Origin of the sequence: Streptomyces sp. RP5T (assembly GCF_003933965.1) — a bacterium.
Classification (GTDB): Bacteria; Actinomycetota; Actinomycetes; order Streptomycetales; family Streptomycetaceae; genus Streptomyces.
This window is the reverse complement of sequence record NZ_RSAJ01000185.1, coordinates 1-14,588: the sequence shown is the minus strand read 5'-3', so window position 1 is coordinate 14,588 and position 14,588 is coordinate 1. Positions and strand designations below refer to the sequence as shown.

The 14,588-nt window shown below is 71.7% G+C and carries 18 protein-coding genes; 11 read left to right on the top strand and 7 right to left on the bottom strand.

Translation table 11 applies throughout. The features are described 5' to 3' along the window. From EHS43_RS20380 to hemC, 7 genes are all read left to right on the top strand, one after another. Positions 1 to 919, top strand: a 919-nt coding sequence (locus EHS43_RS20380) for an ATP-dependent DNA ligase (RefSeq protein WP_125192206.1), incomplete at its 5' end; no start/stop codon positions are given. A gap of 127 nt (positions 920 to 1,046) precedes the next feature. Beyond that, complete coding sequence (locus EHS43_RS20375) at positions 1,047 to 1,823, top strand: NPP1 family protein (protein ID WP_125192205.1); 777 nt, start codon at positions 1,047 to 1,049, stop codon at positions 1,821 to 1,823. 100 nt (positions 1,824 to 1,923) lie between these two features. Continuing rightward, the gene (locus tag EHS43_RS20370) at positions 1,924 to 2,949 is read left to right on the top strand and encodes a questin oxidase family protein (protein ID WP_125192204.1); all 1,026 of its coding nucleotides are present in this window, start codon (positions 1,924 to 1,926) and stop codon (positions 2,947 to 2,949) included. Between the two features lie 89 nt (positions 2,950 to 3,038). Further along, positions 3,039 to 3,287, top strand: a complete 249-nt coding sequence (locus EHS43_RS47895; RefSeq protein ID WP_260470628.1) for a hypothetical protein — start codon at positions 3,039 to 3,041, stop codon at positions 3,285 to 3,287. Then, the gene (locus tag EHS43_RS47890) at positions 3,281 to 3,556 is read left to right on the top strand and encodes a hypothetical protein (RefSeq protein ID WP_260470627.1); all 276 of its coding nucleotides are present in this window, start codon (positions 3,281 to 3,283) and stop codon (positions 3,554 to 3,556) included. The genes EHS43_RS47895 and EHS43_RS47890 overlap by 7 nt, the downstream gene beginning before the upstream one ends. After that, entirely contained in the window at positions 3,553 to 4,020 is a 468-nt protein-coding gene (locus EHS43_RS20360; RefSeq protein ID WP_125192203.1) for a GNAT family N-acetyltransferase, read from the top strand. The genes EHS43_RS47890 and EHS43_RS20360 overlap by 4 nt, the downstream gene beginning before the upstream one ends. 41 nt (positions 4,021 to 4,061) lie before the next feature. Continuing rightward, a complete protein-coding gene (gene hemC / locus EHS43_RS20355) occupies positions 4,062 to 4,997 on the top strand; it encodes a hydroxymethylbilane synthase (RefSeq protein ID WP_125192202.1) in 936 nt (311 codons plus the stop codon). 13 nt (positions 4,998 to 5,010) lie between these two features. Here the strand turns inward: hemC and EHS43_RS20350 are convergent, their stop codons facing one another. From EHS43_RS20350 to EHS43_RS20335, 4 genes are all read right to left on the bottom strand, one after another. Further along, complete coding sequence (locus EHS43_RS20350) at positions 5,011 to 5,526, bottom strand: hypothetical protein (protein WP_125192201.1); 516 nt, start codon at positions 5,524 to 5,526, stop codon at positions 5,011 to 5,013. A gap of 192 nt (positions 5,527 to 5,718) precedes the next feature. Continuing rightward, the gene (locus EHS43_RS20345; RefSeq protein ID WP_125192200.1) at positions 5,719 to 6,561 is read right to left on the bottom strand and encodes an ABC transporter permease; all 843 of its coding nucleotides are present in this window, start codon (positions 6,559 to 6,561) and stop codon (positions 5,719 to 5,721) included. Next, entirely contained in the window at positions 6,521 to 7,342 is an 822-nt protein-coding gene (locus EHS43_RS20340) for an ABC transporter ATP-binding protein (protein ID WP_125192199.1), read from the bottom strand. The genes EHS43_RS20345 and EHS43_RS20340 overlap by 41 nt, the downstream gene beginning before the upstream one ends. Further along, positions 7,339 to 7,794: a MarR family winged helix-turn-helix transcriptional regulator gene (locus EHS43_RS20335; protein WP_125192198.1), complete on the bottom strand. Its 456-nt coding sequence runs from the start codon at positions 7,792 to 7,794 to the stop codon at positions 7,339 to 7,341. Before EHS43_RS20335 ends, EHS43_RS20340 begins: the two co-directional genes overlap by 4 nt. A gap of 239 nt (positions 7,795 to 8,033) precedes the next feature. Here EHS43_RS20335 and EHS43_RS20330 point away from each other — a divergent pair, with 239 nt between their 5' ends. After that, positions 8,034 to 8,822, top strand: coding sequence for an RNA polymerase sigma factor SigF (locus EHS43_RS20330; protein WP_125192197.1), 789 nt, complete (start codon positions 8,034 to 8,036; stop codon positions 8,820 to 8,822). Between the two features lie 30 nt (positions 8,823 to 8,852). Here EHS43_RS20330 and EHS43_RS20325 read toward each other — a convergent pair whose 3' ends face one another. After that, the gene (locus tag EHS43_RS20325) at positions 8,853 to 9,185 is read right to left on the bottom strand and encodes an ANTAR domain-containing protein (protein WP_125192196.1); all 333 of its coding nucleotides are present in this window, start codon (positions 9,183 to 9,185) and stop codon (positions 8,853 to 8,855) included. A gap of 169 nt (positions 9,186 to 9,354) precedes the next feature. On the opposite strand from EHS43_RS20325, the gene EHS43_RS20320 reads away from it, so the two are divergent. Next, on the top strand, positions 9,355 to 10,158 hold the full coding sequence (locus tag EHS43_RS20320) for a VOC family protein (RefSeq protein WP_125192195.1): 804 nt from the start codon (positions 9,355 to 9,357) through the stop codon (positions 10,156 to 10,158). Between the two features lie 400 nt (positions 10,159 to 10,558). On the opposite strand, the gene glgX is transcribed toward EHS43_RS20320, so the two are convergent. Next, positions 10,559 to 12,697 (bottom strand): glycogen debranching protein GlgX, encoded by a 2,139-nt coding sequence (gene glgX, locus EHS43_RS20315; protein WP_125192194.1) that lies wholly within the window; start codon positions 12,695 to 12,697, stop codon positions 10,559 to 10,561. Positions 12,698 to 12,699: 2 nt separating this feature from the next. Beyond that, positions 12,700 to 13,194: a pep a2 gene (locus EHS43_RS20310; RefSeq protein WP_125192193.1), complete on the bottom strand. Its 495-nt coding sequence runs from the start codon at positions 13,192 to 13,194 to the stop codon at positions 12,700 to 12,702. A 249-nt stretch (positions 13,195 to 13,443) separates the two neighbouring features. Here EHS43_RS20310 and EHS43_RS20305 point away from each other — a divergent pair, with 249 nt between their 5' ends. Both EHS43_RS20305 and EHS43_RS20300 read left to right on the top strand, forming a co-directional pair. Then, positions 13,444 to 13,743: a DUF5133 domain-containing protein gene (locus EHS43_RS20305; RefSeq protein ID WP_125192192.1), complete on the top strand. Its 300-nt coding sequence runs from the start codon at positions 13,444 to 13,446 to the stop codon at positions 13,741 to 13,743. A gap of 75 nt (positions 13,744 to 13,818) precedes the next feature. Then, a partial coding sequence (locus EHS43_RS20300; protein WP_125192191.1) for a maltotransferase domain-containing protein occupies positions 13,819 to 14,588 on the top strand: 770 nt, incomplete at its 3' end.

Sequence of the window (14,588 nt, the reverse complement as noted above, 5' to 3'; positions counted from 1 at the left end):
GGACGCGCGCTGGGCCTACGAGACCAAGCAGGACGGCCAGCGGGCGGTGGCCTACCTCACCGGGAACGGCGAGGTGGTGCTGCGCGCCCGGTCCGGGGAGGACATCACCGGCGCCTACCCCGAGCTGCGGTCGCTGGGCACCGCGCTCGGCGCGACACCCGCGGTGCTCGACGGGGAGATCCTGGCCCTGGACGAACAGGGCCGCGCGGACTTCCAGTTGCTGCAACCGCGCATGCAGTTGGCCCACTCCCCCGGCAGGGCCGCGCGACGGGCGGCCGAAGCACCCGTCCATCTCGTGCTGTTCGACCTGATGCACCTGGGGCGGCGCTCCCTCCTCACCCTCCCCTACGCGCAGCGGCGGGCGCGCCTGGACGACCTGCGGCTCGCCGGTCCGCACTGGTCCACTCCCGCCGCGCTGGTCGGCCACGGCGAACAGGCCCTGCGCGCCACCCGTGAGCACGGTCTGGAGGGCCTGGTCTGCAAGCGCCTCGACTCGCTGTACGAACCGGGAGTGCGCTCCCGCGCCTGGATCAAGATCCGCAACATGCGCAGCGAGGACGTCGTCGTGGGCGGCTGGCTGCCCGGCAAGGGCCGGCTCACGGGCCTGCCGGGCGCGGTGCTGGTCGGACAGCGGGGCGAGGGCGTCCTGCGGTACGTCGGCAGTGTGGGCACCGGCTGGAGCGAGGCGGAACGGACGGAGCTCGCCTCGCTGCTGGCAGCCGCGGCGACGGACGTGTGCCCCTTCGAGCCGGCGCCGCGGGTCCCGGGCGCGCGCTGGGTGCTGCCCCTGCTGGTCGGCGAGGTCCGCTACAGCACCCGCACCCGGGCGGGGTTGCTGCGTCAGCCGTCCTGGCTGCGACTGCGGCCGGATCTGGCACCGGAGGACTCCTCGGCCGACCTCCCCGACCCGCCTTCATGATCCGGACGGCGAGCCGTAACCGGAGCGATGCCTTCGCCCTCTTGGCGCGGACATGAAAAGTCGGGAAGCTGAACTCCCCAGTAACCCCACAGCCGTTGGGCTGCGCCCGGATCATGAGGAGGACGCGGTGTCGTCACCGTCGTTCAAGAAGCACAGCAGGCGATGGTTCACCGGACTGGCCGGCGCCGCCGCGCTCGTGGTGGCCTTCCCCTCCGCCGCGTTCGCCGCCCCGCCCACGGCGCTGCCCGCCAACGCCGAGAGCGCCGAGTTCACCTACCAGCCGGCCTTCGACTACGACACGGACGGCTGCTACTCGACGCCCGCCATCGGCCCCGACGGCACCATCAACGGCGGTCTGAAGCCGACGGGTTCGCTCAGCGGCGAGTGCCACGACCCCTCGGACCTGGACAACACCAACACGTACTCGCGCTACAAGTGCAACAACGGCTGGTGCGCCTACCTGTACGGCCTCTACTTCGAGAAGGACCAGGCGATATCGGGCAGCAGCATCGGCGGGCACCGGCACGACTGGGAGCACGTCGTGATCTGGGTGCAGAACGGCACGGTCCAGTACGTGTCGACGTCCAACCACGGCTCGTTCACGGTGACCGCGGCCTCCGGCGTCCGCTTCGACGGCACGCACGCGAAGATCGTCTACCACAAGGACGGCATCAGCACGCACTGCTTCCGGCTGGCCAACACCAACGACGAGCCGCCGGAGAACGCCAAGGGCACCTGGCAGTACCCGCCGCTGGTCGGCTGGAACGGCTACCCGTCGGGGCTGCGCGACAAGCTGAGCGCGTACGACTTCGGCAGCGCCAACTTCGGCCTGAAGGACTCCAACTTCGCCGCGCACCTGTCGTCGGCGAAGCCGTCGGGGATCTCCTTCGACCCCAACGCCTGATCCGGTGACACGATCGGGCGCGGGACCTAGGTCCCCCGCGCCCGCGGGTTCCGTCCCGCGCCCGATCCACCGGGAACGCCCGCGGCCTAGCGTCCTGTTCATGGACATGACCCACACGAGCGACACGAGCGGGCACCTCGAAGAGGCCCTGGACCGCGTCCACGCGGCCGGGCCGGAGCGGGAGGGCTGGCTGAGCAACCACGCCCCCATGGTGGTCGAGGCGCTCGCCGCGCACGGACGGGCCGGCTCGGTGCACCGGTGGCTGGACCTGTACCGGGACAGGCTGGAGGACTTCCCCGACCGCACCGCCCCCGTCACCGACGACAACTGGCGCCTGGCACTGGGGGATCCGCGCCGGATCGCGGACTGGACCGACTACTACGCCCGTGCCCTCGCCGAGCGCCCCTGGAAGGACGTCCTCGCCGAGTGGTGGCCGCGCCTGCTGCCGGGCATGTACGGCGGTGCCACCCACACCGTCATCCGGCTGGGCCACGCCGTCCGCGCGGTGCGGGCCCAGGAGAACGCGCCCCGGCTCACCGAACTCGCGCACGCGCTGGGCTACTGGGCGGCCCGGCACCAGCCCGTGACCGGGCTCGCGGAGCTGCCGGACGCGAGGACCGCCGAGGACGCCCTGGAGGCCGTACCCGCCATCGAGCCGGGGCATCTCGGATTCCGCAGCCGCCTGGCCGCGGTACGACGGCTGCCCGTGTGGGCGCGCGACGTCACGGACCCGGACAGCGCCAAGGAGCGGCTCACCGAACTCGTCCGCGCGGCGACCCACCGGTACGCCACCCACGGCCACGGCGAGCCGACCATGCTCGTGCACGCGGCCACGGCACCCAACGCGGTCCTGCGGACCCTGGACTCCCTTCCCCGCGACCAGTGGGTGCCGAGCCTGCACGCGGCCTGGACGGCGTCGGCGGCGGTCACGGCGATGTACGCGCCCGCGGCACCGGCCGCCCACGTCCCCGCGGCACGTCTCACTCCGGAAGAGGTCGTGGAACGCGCTCTCGACCACGGCGACGAACACGTCATCAAGCTCACCGACACGGCCCTGGACATCGGCGACGAACAGGCCCTCGCGGCCGCCCTGCGCTCGGTCGAACTCAGCGAGCCGCTCGCCTGAGCCCCGTCCGGGGAGCACGCACCGGACCGGCTCCGTCGCCGCGCGGGCGACCCTGGACGCCTCCCGGGGCCGCATCCGATGATGACCGGATGGATCTTCAGGAGGAACTGTCCGCCGCCGTCGACACCGGGGCCCTGCTCGCCCTCTCCGACACCCACCACGCCCGTCCCGCACGGCCGTTGGGCATCAGGGAGGCCGCCGGTCACCTCGTGAAGGTGTACGCGCTGGAGGCGCCGGGCCGCACCGTGACCGGCCAGGACGCCGAGGCCGGTCTGCGGATCGCGGCACGCCATCTCGAATCGGCCCGCTGCGGGGCTCGCTGGGGCTCGCCGTGCTGATCGTGCACGCGGGCGGCGACGGCGACTACGTCCTGGTCCACAGCTGGATCGAGGGCGACATGGCGGACCTGGCGATCTACTCCGGGCCGGCGGGCAGGCCCGACGCGCTGCGGCCCGGCCGGGCGGGACTCGCGCCCTGCGTGTGGGAGGCCGCCGTCCTCGCGCACGAACGGGACGCGTACTCCCGGCACGTCCTGGACGGCACCGGGCCGCTCGCCGAGCGACTCACCGCCTGGGGCGCGGACACGGTCGCGGGCGACGTCCGATGAGCGACGCGCCCCTGGTCCGGCACGCCGTGCGCGCCGACCTGCCCGCGGTGGCCGAACTCGCCGCCCGGCACGCGGAGTACGAGCGGGCCGCGCCGCCCCCGCGGGACCTGCCGGACCGGCTCGCCGCGCTCCTCTTCGACCCGCCCGCGCCCCGGCTGCGCTGCTTGGTTGCCGAACTGCCGGACGGGGACCTCGCCGGTTACGCCACCTGCGCGCCCGAACTCTCCACCTGGCGGGGCCTCGAGTATCTGCACATGGACTGTCTGTTCCTGCTCCCCGAACACCGCGGCCTCGGAATCGGTGTGCTGCTCGTGGACGCCGTGGTCGCCGAGGCCCGCGCGCTGGGGCTCCAGGAGGTGCAGTGGCAGACACCGACCTGGAACGACGGGGCCATGCGGTTCTACGACCGTTTGGGTGCCCGGGCCGGGCAAAAGGTGCGCTACTCCCTGCCCGTTGGTCCCTGAGCGCCGAACACGGACCCTCCGCAGGGTCTATCGTGTCCCGCATGTCTCTCCCGGAACTCGTCCGTATCGTCTCCCGCGACTCGCCGATGGCGCTGGCCCAAGTGGAGCGCGTCCGCAGTGAGTTGGGAGCCCTGTACCCCTCGGTGCGCACCGAGGTCGTGCCCGTGAAGACGACGGGCGACAAGTGGATGGGCGACCTGTCCAAGGTCGAGGGCAAGGGCGCGTTCACCAAGGAGGTCGACGCCGCGCTGCTGGCCGGCCAGGCGGACCTCGCGGTGCACTGCGTGAAGGACGTGCCCGCCGACCGGCCGCTGCCCGCGGGGACCACGTTCGCGGCGTTCCTCAAGCGGGACGACATCCGTGACGCCCTGATCCACCCGGGCGGCCTCACCCTGGACGAGCTCCCGGAGGGCACCCGGATCGGCACGTCCTCGGTGCGCCGGGTGGCCCAGCTGGCCGCCAGCCACCCGCACCTGGAGTGCGTGCCGTTCCGCGGCAACGCCAACCGTCGGCTGGCCAAGTTGGAGGCCGGTGAGGCGGACGCGCTGCTGCTCGCGGTCTCCGGTCTGGAGCGCATCGGCCGCGAGGACGTGATCAGCGAGGTCCTCTCCCCCGAGACGATGATGCCGCCGATCGGCGCGGGCATCCTCGCCCTCCAGTGCCGGGAGGGCGACAGCGAGCTGATCGACGCGGTCAGCGCGCTGGGCGATCCGGACACCTTCCGGGAGGCCACCGCCGAGCGGATGTTCCTGCACGTCCTCCAGGGCCACTGCAACAGCCCGATCGCGGGATTCGCGCGCGTGGACCACGGGGGCGAACTGTCGCTGCGGGCCTGCGTGTTCACCGCGGACGGCAAGACGCGGCTGAACGCCCACGAGTGGGCCGGCCGGCTCGATCCGGCCACGCTGGGCACCTCGGTCGCCGTGGCGCTGCTGCGTCAGGGCGCCCGCGAGATCATCGACGGCATCCCGCACTGAGGCCCGCGCGGGATCAGGCGGTGCCCTCTTCTGCCTGGTCCCGCAGGAAGTTGCTGATCTGGCAGGCCAGGCCCTCGCGGCCCACGCCCACGTGCGCGGCACCCTCGTCGAGTCCGATGCCGCCCGCCCACAGGCGCCGGTCGGCCCACTCGTCGTCGACCCGCAGCTGGATCTGCACGTCGATCTGACCGAGGCTGGCCTCGGGTCCGGCCGCGAACAGCACGGCGGTGGCGCGGCGCAGCGGGTAGACGTCGAAGCCCTCGATGAACTGCGAGTTGCGCCAGTCGATGAAGGCGCTCTCGCCGTCGGCGCCGACCCGCACGTCGATCTGGCCGTCCTCGAGATGGACGGTCGGATGCCGGTCGCCCCGGTTCTCGACGGTCACCCGGACGCTGAAGTACGTGAGCCCTTCGGCGGCGTCGTCGCGTCCACGCGGCGGCTCGGCCGCCTCCAGACGGTGGACGCGGACACGCAGACCGGCATGCTCGTCGTACTCCTGCCAGTCCCCGACCACGTTGGGCTCGTACACGGTGCACCTCTTCGACCTCAGAGAGCTGCTTCCTATCTGTGTGCTCAATGCACTGTCAAATGAGCAGAATGCGCTGTGGCCAGGGAATTCACCCCCTTTGATCGCTGATCAAGCCGTGCGCAGGAAGAATCCGCCGATCGGCTGGAAAAACCCTTCCGCGGGCGTGCCGCACATCACGTTCCGCCCTCATGATCAACGGGCCAGCCGGCCCAGGAGCGAGGAGGCCGCGGTGATGCCGAGCAGGGCGGCCACGGCGAGCACCCCGAAGTCGAGCGCGAGATGGGCGGGCGTGCCGAGGAGCAGGCCGCGCAGGGCGTCGACTTCATAGCTGAGCGGGTTGACCTTGCTGACGGCCTGGAGCCAGCCCGGCATGACGGACAGCGGGTACAGGGCGTTGGAGCCGAAGAAGAGCGGCATGGTGATGGCCTGCCCGATGCCCATCAGCCGGTCCCTGCTCAGCACGATGCCGGCGATGGTGATCGACAGGCAGGAGAAGAACGCCGAGCCGAGGATCACGATCACGCCGACGCCGAGGAGCTTCAGCGGGTTCCAGGTCAGGGACACGCCGAGCAGGGCGGCGATGACGATGACGACGGCGGCCTGGATCAGCGACTTCACCCCGGCGGCGAAGGCCTTGCCGGTGGTCAGTGCCGAGCGCGGGGTGGGGGTGACCAGGAGTTTGTTCAGGATGCCCGCGTCCCGCTCCCAGATGATCTGGATGCCGTAGAAGATCGCGATGAACATCGCCGACTGGGCGATGATGCCGGGTGCCAGGTAGTCGATGTAGGGGATGCCCTCAGTGGGGATCGCCTTGATGCGGGTGAAGGTCTGGCCGAAGATCAGCAGCCACAGGGCGGGCTGGACGGCGCGGGTGTAGAGCTCGGTGCGGTCGTGGCGGAGCTTCTGGAGCTCGACGGCGCACATCGCCACGATCCGGGCGGGCAGCAGCCGCCAGCCCGCGCGGGGCTCCGGCGGCTTCAGCAGCAGACCGATGTCAGCCGACACGGTTCGCGGTGCGGCGGGTGCTTCGGACATCGCGGAAATCCCCTCCCTCGTCCTCGAGTCCGCTGCCGGCGACGTCCCGGAAGACGTCCTCCAGGGTCGGCAGCGTGTCGGTGCCCCGTTTCTCGGCCAGTCGCCGCCTGAGTTCGCCAGGGGTGCCGAGGGCGCGCACGCGGCCGCGGTGCATGAGGCCGACCCGGTCGCAGTGCTGGTCGGCCTCGTCCATGTAGTGGGTGGTCACGAGCACCGTCATGCCGGTCGCCTCGCGTACCGCGTTGATGTGCTCCCACACGCCGGTACGGGCGATGGGGTCGAGGCCGATGGTCGGCTCGTCGAGGATCAGCAGCCGGGGAGCGCTGACCAGCGCCTGGGCGAGCTCCAGCCGGCGGACCATACCGCCGGAGTAGGTGCCGGCGAGCCGGTCGGCGGCATCGGTGAGGTCGACGGCGGCCAGGGCCTGGGCGACGCGTTCGGCACGTTCCCTGCGGGCGACGTCGAAGACGCGGGCGAACAGGGTGACGTTCTCCCGGCCGGTCAGGTTGGCGTCCGCGGACAGCTGCTGCGGGACGTAGCCGAGCAGACGGCGTACGCCCATCCGGTCGTCGGCGGTGTCGCGGCCGAAGACGTGGACCATGCCGGCCGGCACGGGGAGCAGGGTGGTGATGCAGCGGATGGCGGTGGTCTTGCCGGCGCCGTTGGGGCCGAGCAGTCCGAAGACCTCGCCCTCGCCGACGGTCAGGTCCAGGCCGTCCACGGCTCTGGTGTCCCCGAAGGCATAGGTCAGCCCCGTGCAGGACACGGCTTCGGGTGTCATGCGTCCTCGGCCTCCTCGTGCAGATCGACGGCGAGCGCGCGCAGGGCGGGGAGCGCGGCACGCAGGGCATCCTGATCGGCCGCGTCCAGCCGGGTGACGTGCCGGCTCACGAGCGCGACCCGCCGCTGCTTCCAGTCGGCCAGCCGCGCCCCCGCCTTCTCGGTGAGCAGCAGCCGGACGGCGCGCCGGTCGGCGGGGTCGGTCTCGCGGACCAGGTGACCCTCCTTGACCAGCTGGTTGACCAGGGTGGAGACGGAGTTCCCGGCCAGGAACAGCTCCTTGGCGGCGTCCGAGACACCGATGCCGGGGCGTGACTCGACCAGGCGCAGCAGTTCGACCTCGGCGCCGCGCAGCCGCGGCGCGGTCAGTCCGGCGCGCAGCCTGCGCCTGAGCAGCCGCTGGACGCCGACGAGCGCGTCGGCCAGCTCTTCGGGAAAGGTCTCGTCGTCCACACCGTCGACGTTACCTCTGAGTCAGAGGTAACTCTCCCAAAGTCCGGTCAAGCCCATAAGGGATGATCAGCGTTTTTGTTTCATTTCACCCGAGAGGGGGAATTCTGTCTCATGTGCTTCGGACAGGAGGCACTTCCGTGGGTGCCCCGTGCGACGGGCCCCGGATGTCTCCTCAGGGTCCGAGTACGCGTCTCCCACGGTGTCTGTCCATCCAGCACCCGCTCAGGGAGGTGCGCGACATGTCGGTCGCCACCAGAACGAAGCCGCATCCGCACGACGACGCCCCCGACACCAACGCGGCGTTCGATCGCCTGGCCCGGCTGCCCGACGGCCCGGAGCGCAAGACTCTGCGGGACGAGCTCGTCGAACTGTGGCTGCCCATGGCCGAGCGGATCGCCGTCCGCTTCCGGGGCCGCGGGGAGTCGCTCGAGGACCTCTACCAGGTGGCCGCGCTCGGGCTCGTCAAGGCCGTCGACCACTACGACCCGGCACGCGGCAGCGCCTTCGAGGCGTACGCGGTGCCGACCGTGACCGGCGAGATCAAGCGGCACTTCCGCGATCACATGTGGACGCTGCACGTGCCGCGCCGGGTGCAGGACCTGCGCAACCGGGTCCGGCAGGCGTCCAAGGAGCTCGCGCAGACCCCCGGCCGGGCGCCCACCGTGGCCGAGATCGCCGAGCGGGCGCACCTGACCGAGGACGAGGTCCGCACCGGCGCGGAGGCGCTGGAGTGCTTCTCGGCGCTGTCGCTGGAAGCGGTGATGCCCGGCACGGACGGCTACGCCCTGAGCGACGCGCTCGGCTGCCCCGACCCCGGTTACGACGTCGTCGTCGACCGGGTGGCCGTCGGGCCCCGTCTCAAGGCCCTGCCCGAGCGTGAGCGGACGATCCTGTACCTGCGCTTCTTCCGGGGCATGACCCAGAGCGGCATCGCCGAGGAACTCGGCATCTCCCAGATGCACGTCTCCCGGCTGCTCAGCACATGCTTCGCGCAGCTGCGCGAGGAGGTCCTGGCCGACGACGGCTGAGCCCCCTCGGGCGGGGCCGACCGGACCCGGTCACCCGGACGCCGTACCCGGGACCTGCGTGGGGCCGTAGCGGTCGAGAGCCTCCTCCAGCTCCACGCGGATCTCCCGGGGGATCTGCCCGGACCGCCCCCAGATGAGGATCAGCTCGGCGACGTTGCGCAGCTTGATGTTGGTGTGCTGGGAGACGTCCTTCAGTACCTCCCAGCCCTCGTCCGGGGTGACCCTGCCGAGCGCGACGACCATGCCGATGGCCTGGTCCACGACCGCATGGGAGGCCACGGCTTCCTTGAGCTGGCCGATCTCCTCCTCCAGGGCGAAGATCCGGTCCGACTCGTCGGCGGGTTCGTTCGGTACGACTGGCACCTCTCCATCGTGTCACCGGGGCGGGCCCCCGCCACCGGGCGGAGGCGAACGGACCACCGTTTCGGCGGCGCCCCCGGGGTACTCGGCAGGCGCCCGGAGCGGTTCCGGACGGACACTGGGGAAAGACCGCCCGGTGGCCGCCGGCCGACGAGAGCAGGACGCGACTGCCATGAACCACGATCCGAGACACCCCTCCGCGACCACGGACGTCGTCTCCGACCACCCTGTCTTCGGGGCCCCCTGCTGGGTGAGCCTGACCAGCCGCGACCAGCAGACCACGGAGGACTTCTACGGGGCCGTCCTCGGCTGGGAGTGGAAGCCCGCGAAGCTCGGTGAGCGCTTCCGGGTCGCGCTGGCGGACGGCACGCCGGTCGCCGGGATCGCCGCGGTGGCGTCGATGTGGCAGATGGCGGTGGCCTGGACGCCGTACTTCGCGGTGCCGAGCGCGGACGAGGCGGTGGCCCGGGTACAGGAACGCGGCGGCACACTGGCGGTCGGCCCGCTGTCCTTCCCGCCCGGCCGGGCGGCCCTGCTCTCCGACCGCGACGGAGCGACCTTCGGCGTCTGGGAGGGCGAGCTCGTCGCCAACTGGGAGGTGTGGCGACAGGCCCAGCCGGCCTTCGTCCGACTGCACACCCGCGACGCGTTCGACGCCGCGATCTTCTACGGTGAGGTCCTCGACTGGGCGACGGAGCGCGCCGACTGCTGCGAGGTCCGCTACGAGGGCGGCGAGGTGGTGCTGCGCAGCGGGGGCGACGTGGTCGCGCGCATCGAGTCGGGGGCGCTGGGCTCGGCCCCCGATCCCGCGATCCGGCCGCACTGGCAGGTCCACTTCGCGGTCTCGGACGTGGCGGCCTGCGCCAAGGCGGCGGAGGTCCACGGGGGTGGCGTGCTCTCGCACGGCGCCACCGAGGCGGTACTGCGCGACCCCGACGGCGCCCAGTTCACGGTCACGACCCGCAGGACACGCTGACCAGGCGCCGCGGGCTGCGGGCGAGGGCCTGCGCGACTCCCTGGAACGTCACTCGCACGGCCCGTGCTGCGCTGCCCCGGCTCCCGGCCTCCGCGACACACCTCATACCGGGCGTTCGCCCGCGAGCACCGGCCGCCGAGCAGCCTCAGGGCGCGCGCCTCACCATCGCCCTCGTGCCGGGCGCACCATCCGCCGCTTCGCCGTCCCGGCCCACACCGCACACGCCGATGGGCGAGGCTCCCGAGCCTCGCCCATCGCGCACCCCGTGTCACCGCCCCGGCACCGGCGCCCGAGCAATTTCAGGGCGCGCGCCTCGCTGTCGACCTCGCGCCAGGTGGGCATCCGCCACCACACACCCGAAGGGCGAGGCCCCAGACCCTCGCCCTTCGCGCATCCCGTGTCACGAACCCCCGCGGGACGGGCGTGACAGCAGTACCAGGCTGCGGGACTCGACCGTCATTTCCGTGCCGGCCTTGTGTTCCGCCTCGTCGGCTCCCTGGGGCTCGGCCGTGTCCAGCAGGGTCGTCCAGCGTTCGCCGTAGGCCGGGCCCGGCAGCCGGAAGTCGACGGGCTCCCAGTGGCCGTTCAGGAGCAGCAGGAACGAGTCGTCGACGACCCGGTTGCCCCGCGCGTCGGGTTCGGCGATGGCGTCGCCGTTGAGGAAGACACCCACCGCGTGCGCGTCGGAGCGCTGCCAGTCCGCCTCGGCCATCTCGCGGGCGTCCGGCAGCAGCCAGACCAGGTCGGGCAGCGGCTGCCCCGCGTGCGTCACGGTCTCGCCCCGGAAGAACCGGCGCCTGCGCAGGACGGGGTGCGCCGCGCGCAGACCGATCACGTACCGCGTGAAGTCGGCGAGCTCGCGCTGCTCCTCGGTCAGCTCCCAGTCGATCCAGGAGATCTCGTTGTCCTGGCAGTAGGCGTTGTTGTTGCCCCGCTGGGTGCGGCCGAGTTCGTCGCCGTGGCAGAGCATCGGAATGCCCTGCGAGAGCAGCAGGGTGGCGAGGAAGTTGCGCTGCTGGCGGGCCCGCAGCTCCAGGACCGCGGGATCGTCGGTCTCGCCCTCGGCCCCGCAGTTCCAGGACCGGTTGGTGCTCTCGCCGTCCTGGCCGTCCTCACCGTTGGCCTCGTTGTGCTTGTCGTTGTACGACACGAGGTCGCGCAGGGTGAAACCGTCGTGCGCGGTCACGAAGTTGACGCTGGCCCGCGGGCGGCGCCGGCTGTGCTGGTACAGGTCGGCGGAGCCGGTCAGCCGGGAGGCGAACTCCCCGAGCGTGTGCGGCTCGCCCCGCCAGAAGTCCCGTACGGCGTCCCGGTACTTGCCGTTCCACTCCGACCACAGCGGGGGGAAGTTGCCGACCTGGTAGCCGCCCTCCCCCACGTCCCACGGCTCGGCGATCAGTTTGACGCGGCTGATCACCGGGTCCTGCTGGATGAGGTCGAAGAACGCCGACAGCCGGTCCACCTCGTGGAACTGCCGGGCCAGGGTGGCCGCGAGGTCGAAGCGGAAGCCGTCGACGTGCATCTCGGTGACCCAGTACCGGAGCGAGTCCATGATCAGTTGCAGCACGTAGGGGTGCCGCATGAGCAGGCTGTTCCCGGTGCCGGTGGTGTCGTAGTAGTGCTCCCAGTCGCCGTCCACCAGCCGGTAGTACGAGGCGTTGTCGATGCCCCGGAAGGAGAGCGTGGGCCCCTTCTCGTTGCCCTCGGCGGTGTGGTTGTAGACGACGTCGAGGATGACTTCGAGGCCGGCCGCGTGCAGCGCCTTCACCATCGCCTTGAACTCGGTGACCTGCTGGCCGCGCGTGCCGTGGGCGGCGTAGGCGTTGTGGGGCGCGAAGAAGCCGATGGTGTTGTAGCCCCAGTAGTTGGCCAGGCCCCGGTCCTGGAGCACCCCGTCCTGCACGAACTGGTGCACCGGCATCAGCTCGACGGCGGTGACCCCGAGCGAGGTCAGGTGGTCGATCACCGCGGGGTGCGCGAGACCGGCGTAGGTGCCGCGCAGTTCCGGCGGGACCTCCGGGTGGGTGCGGGAGAGCCCTCGGACATGGGCCTCGTAGATCACGCTGTCCGCGTACGGCCGCCGGGGCGGACGGTCGTCGCCCCAGTCGAAGGCCGGGTCGGTGACCACGCCGAGCATGGTGTGCCCGGCGCTGTCGGCCTCGGGGGTGCGCAGCGAGGGGTGGCTGTCCACCTGCCCGTCCACCGCTTTGGCGTAGGGGTCGAGGAGCAGTTTCGCCGGATCGCACCGATGGCCGAACGAGGGGTGCCAGGGGCCGTGCACCCGATAGCCGTAACGCCGGCCCGGTCCGACGCCCGGCACATAGCCGTGCCAGACGAAACCGTCGACCTCGGTCAGCGGGACGCCCGTGTGGGCGCCCCGCTCGTCCACCAGAACGAGTTCGACACGCTCGGCGACCTCGCTGAACAGGGCGAAGTTGGTGCCCTCTCCGTCGAACGAGGCGCCCAGCGGGTAGGGGTGCCCGCTCCAGGCGGGCACCCGCTTCCCGTTCCTGTCCGGCTTCTTCCTGGACGACGCCATGCTCAGCACCCGCCGTCGACGGTGGCGGTGGCCAGGGCCGTGACCGGCATCTCGCGCGGCACCTGGAGCACCTCCCGCAGGCTCGGGGAGGGGGCCGTCGGCACGAGCGGGACGCGCTCGCCGGCGCGGGCCCGCTGCGAGAACCAGATGACCTTGCTGCCGGTGTCGGTGGCGCAGCAGCCCCAGCCGTCGCTCATCGCGGCGATCCGTTCGAGGCAGGCGCGCAGATCGAGGTCCGGGCGCAGCTCGCAGTCGTTCTCGGCGACGGCGGTGATGAGGTGCTGACCGTTCCACCACAGCTCGATCGAGGTGTTCTTGTCCGTCGCGTGCTCGTCGATGGCCTTGAGCAGCAGTTCGGCACCGCGGCAGACGGGCTCGACCAGGGTCTCCAGGTCCCAGAGCCGTAGGTGGGCGGCCAGGATGCGCCTGACCTGCCCGACCCGTTCCGGGCTGACCTCCACGTCGAGGTGGTAGTAGCAGGGCACTGCGGTCTTCATCGTCGCTCGCTCCTCACCGGCGAAGCTCCCGCTCCTCCCGGCCCCCGCGGGACCGGGCCCCGAAACACGGAGCGTGAGCGCTGATCGCTTCAGAGTCACTCCAGAGTGGGAGCGGTACGCCATTCGTGCAACACGAGCGACCGCTGAGGTAGTTGAAGAACTAACAAGACGCTGAGTCGTCGCCCGTGCACCATGAGTGAAGATCTCGCGAGCCCCGGATCTGCTCCAGCCCGAAAGGTGGACGGCGCCATGCTGCTACCGGCCAAAGCCGAAGTCGCCCGGCAACTGCGGCGCTACCGCGCGTGGGAGCGCGTCATGCTGGCCTCCCCCGCCGACCGCGACGTCCGCGCCACCTTCGAGGACTCCGGCTACACGCTGTGCGTGCTGATGGGCAAGCGCTGCGCACGTGAGGCGGCCGAGGCGGCAGAGCGTTATCTGCGCAGCAGCGTGGTGGCGTATCTCCAGGAGCAGACCGACCTCCCCCGCGCGGGAGCCGTCGCGAGACGCGGTCCGCCGAGATCGGCGGAACGTTCCACCGCGGGGAGGTAGCCCCCTTCCGGCGCAGCTTCGATCCCCGGCCGGGCGCAGTCAGCGTCCGGCCTCGAGCACGGCGGAGGCGAGAGCATGAGTTCCACCCCGGTCATCGGCCGCATCCCGGTTCGGGACGTCCGCCCTGCCGTGGATGCGGGCAGGCGGCCGGCGAAGGCGGTCGTCGGAGAGAGCTTCGAGGTCACCGCCACGGTGTTCCGCGAGGGCCATGACGCGGTCGCCGCGAACGTCGTCCTGACCGATCCGGAAGGGCGGCACGGGCCCTGGACGCCGATGCGGGAACTGTCCCCCGGCAGCGACCGCTGGGGCGCGGAGGTCACCCCGGACGTCGAGGGACGCTGGACGTACCGCGTCGAGGCCTGGAGCGATCCGGTCGCCACCTGGCGTCACATCGCCCGCATAAAGGTTCCCGCCGGCCTCGACACCGGTCTGATCCTGGAGGAGGGCGCCGACCTCCACACCCGTGCCGCGGCGGGCGTCCCCGAGGGACCGCAGCACGAGGTGCTGCTGGCCGCGGCGAAGACGCTCGCGGACGACTCGCTGCCCGTCGCCACCCGGTTGGCGGGAGCGCTGACGCCGGATGTGGACGCGGTGCTGGCGCGCCATCCGCTGCGGGAGCTGATCACGGCGTCGGAGTCGTTGCCGCTGCTGGTGGAGCGGGAGCGGGCCCTGTTCGGCTCGTGGTACGAGTTCTTCCCGCGTTCGGAGGGCACCCCGGAGCAGCCGCACGGCACGTTCCGTACGGCGGCCCGCAGGCTGCCGGCGATCGCCGCGATGGGCTTCGACGTGGTCTATCTGCCGCCGATCCATCCGATCGGGACGACGTTTCGCAAGGGCCGCAACAA

What these genes read in the sequence shown, in the direction of transcription:
- EHS43_RS20345 (WP_125192200.1), bottom strand. Translation starts at nt 6,561, where the DNA reads ATGTCCGAAGCACCCGCCGCACCGCGAACCGTGTCGGCTGACATCGGT.
- EHS43_RS20360 (WP_125192203.1), top strand. Translation starts at nt 3,553, where the DNA reads ATGAGCGACGCGCCCCTGGTCCGGCACGCCGTGCGCGCCGACCTGCCC.
- EHS43_RS20320 (WP_125192195.1), top strand. Translation starts at nt 9,355, where the DNA reads ATGAACCACGATCCGAGACACCCCTCCGCGACCACGGACGTCGTCTCC.
- EHS43_RS47895 (WP_260470628.1), top strand. Translation starts at nt 3,039, where the DNA reads ATGGATCTTCAGGAGGAACTGTCCGCCGCCGTCGACACCGGGGCCCTG.
- EHS43_RS20330 (WP_125192197.1), top strand. Translation starts at nt 8,034, where the DNA reads ATGTCGGTCGCCACCAGAACGAAGCCGCATCCGCACGACGACGCCCCC.
- EHS43_RS20370 (WP_125192204.1), top strand. Translation starts at nt 1,924, where the DNA reads ATGGACATGACCCACACGAGCGACACGAGCGGGCACCTCGAAGAGGCC.
- glgX (WP_125192194.1), bottom strand. Translation starts at nt 12,697, where the DNA reads ATGGCGTCGTCCAGGAAGAAGCCGGACAGGAACGGGAAGCGGGTGCCC.
- hemC (WP_125192202.1), top strand. Translation starts at nt 4,062, where the DNA reads ATGTCTCTCCCGGAACTCGTCCGTATCGTCTCCCGCGACTCGCCGATG.
- EHS43_RS20340 (WP_125192199.1), bottom strand. Translation starts at nt 7,342, where the DNA reads ATGACACCCGAAGCCGTGTCCTGCACGGGGCTGACCTATGCCTTCGGG.
- EHS43_RS20310 (WP_125192193.1), bottom strand. Translation starts at nt 13,194, where the DNA reads ATGAAGACCGCAGTGCCCTGCTACTACCACCTCGACGTGGAGGTCAGC.
- EHS43_RS20305 (WP_125192192.1), top strand. Translation starts at nt 13,444, where the DNA reads ATGCTGCTACCGGCCAAAGCCGAAGTCGCCCGGCAACTGCGGCGCTAC.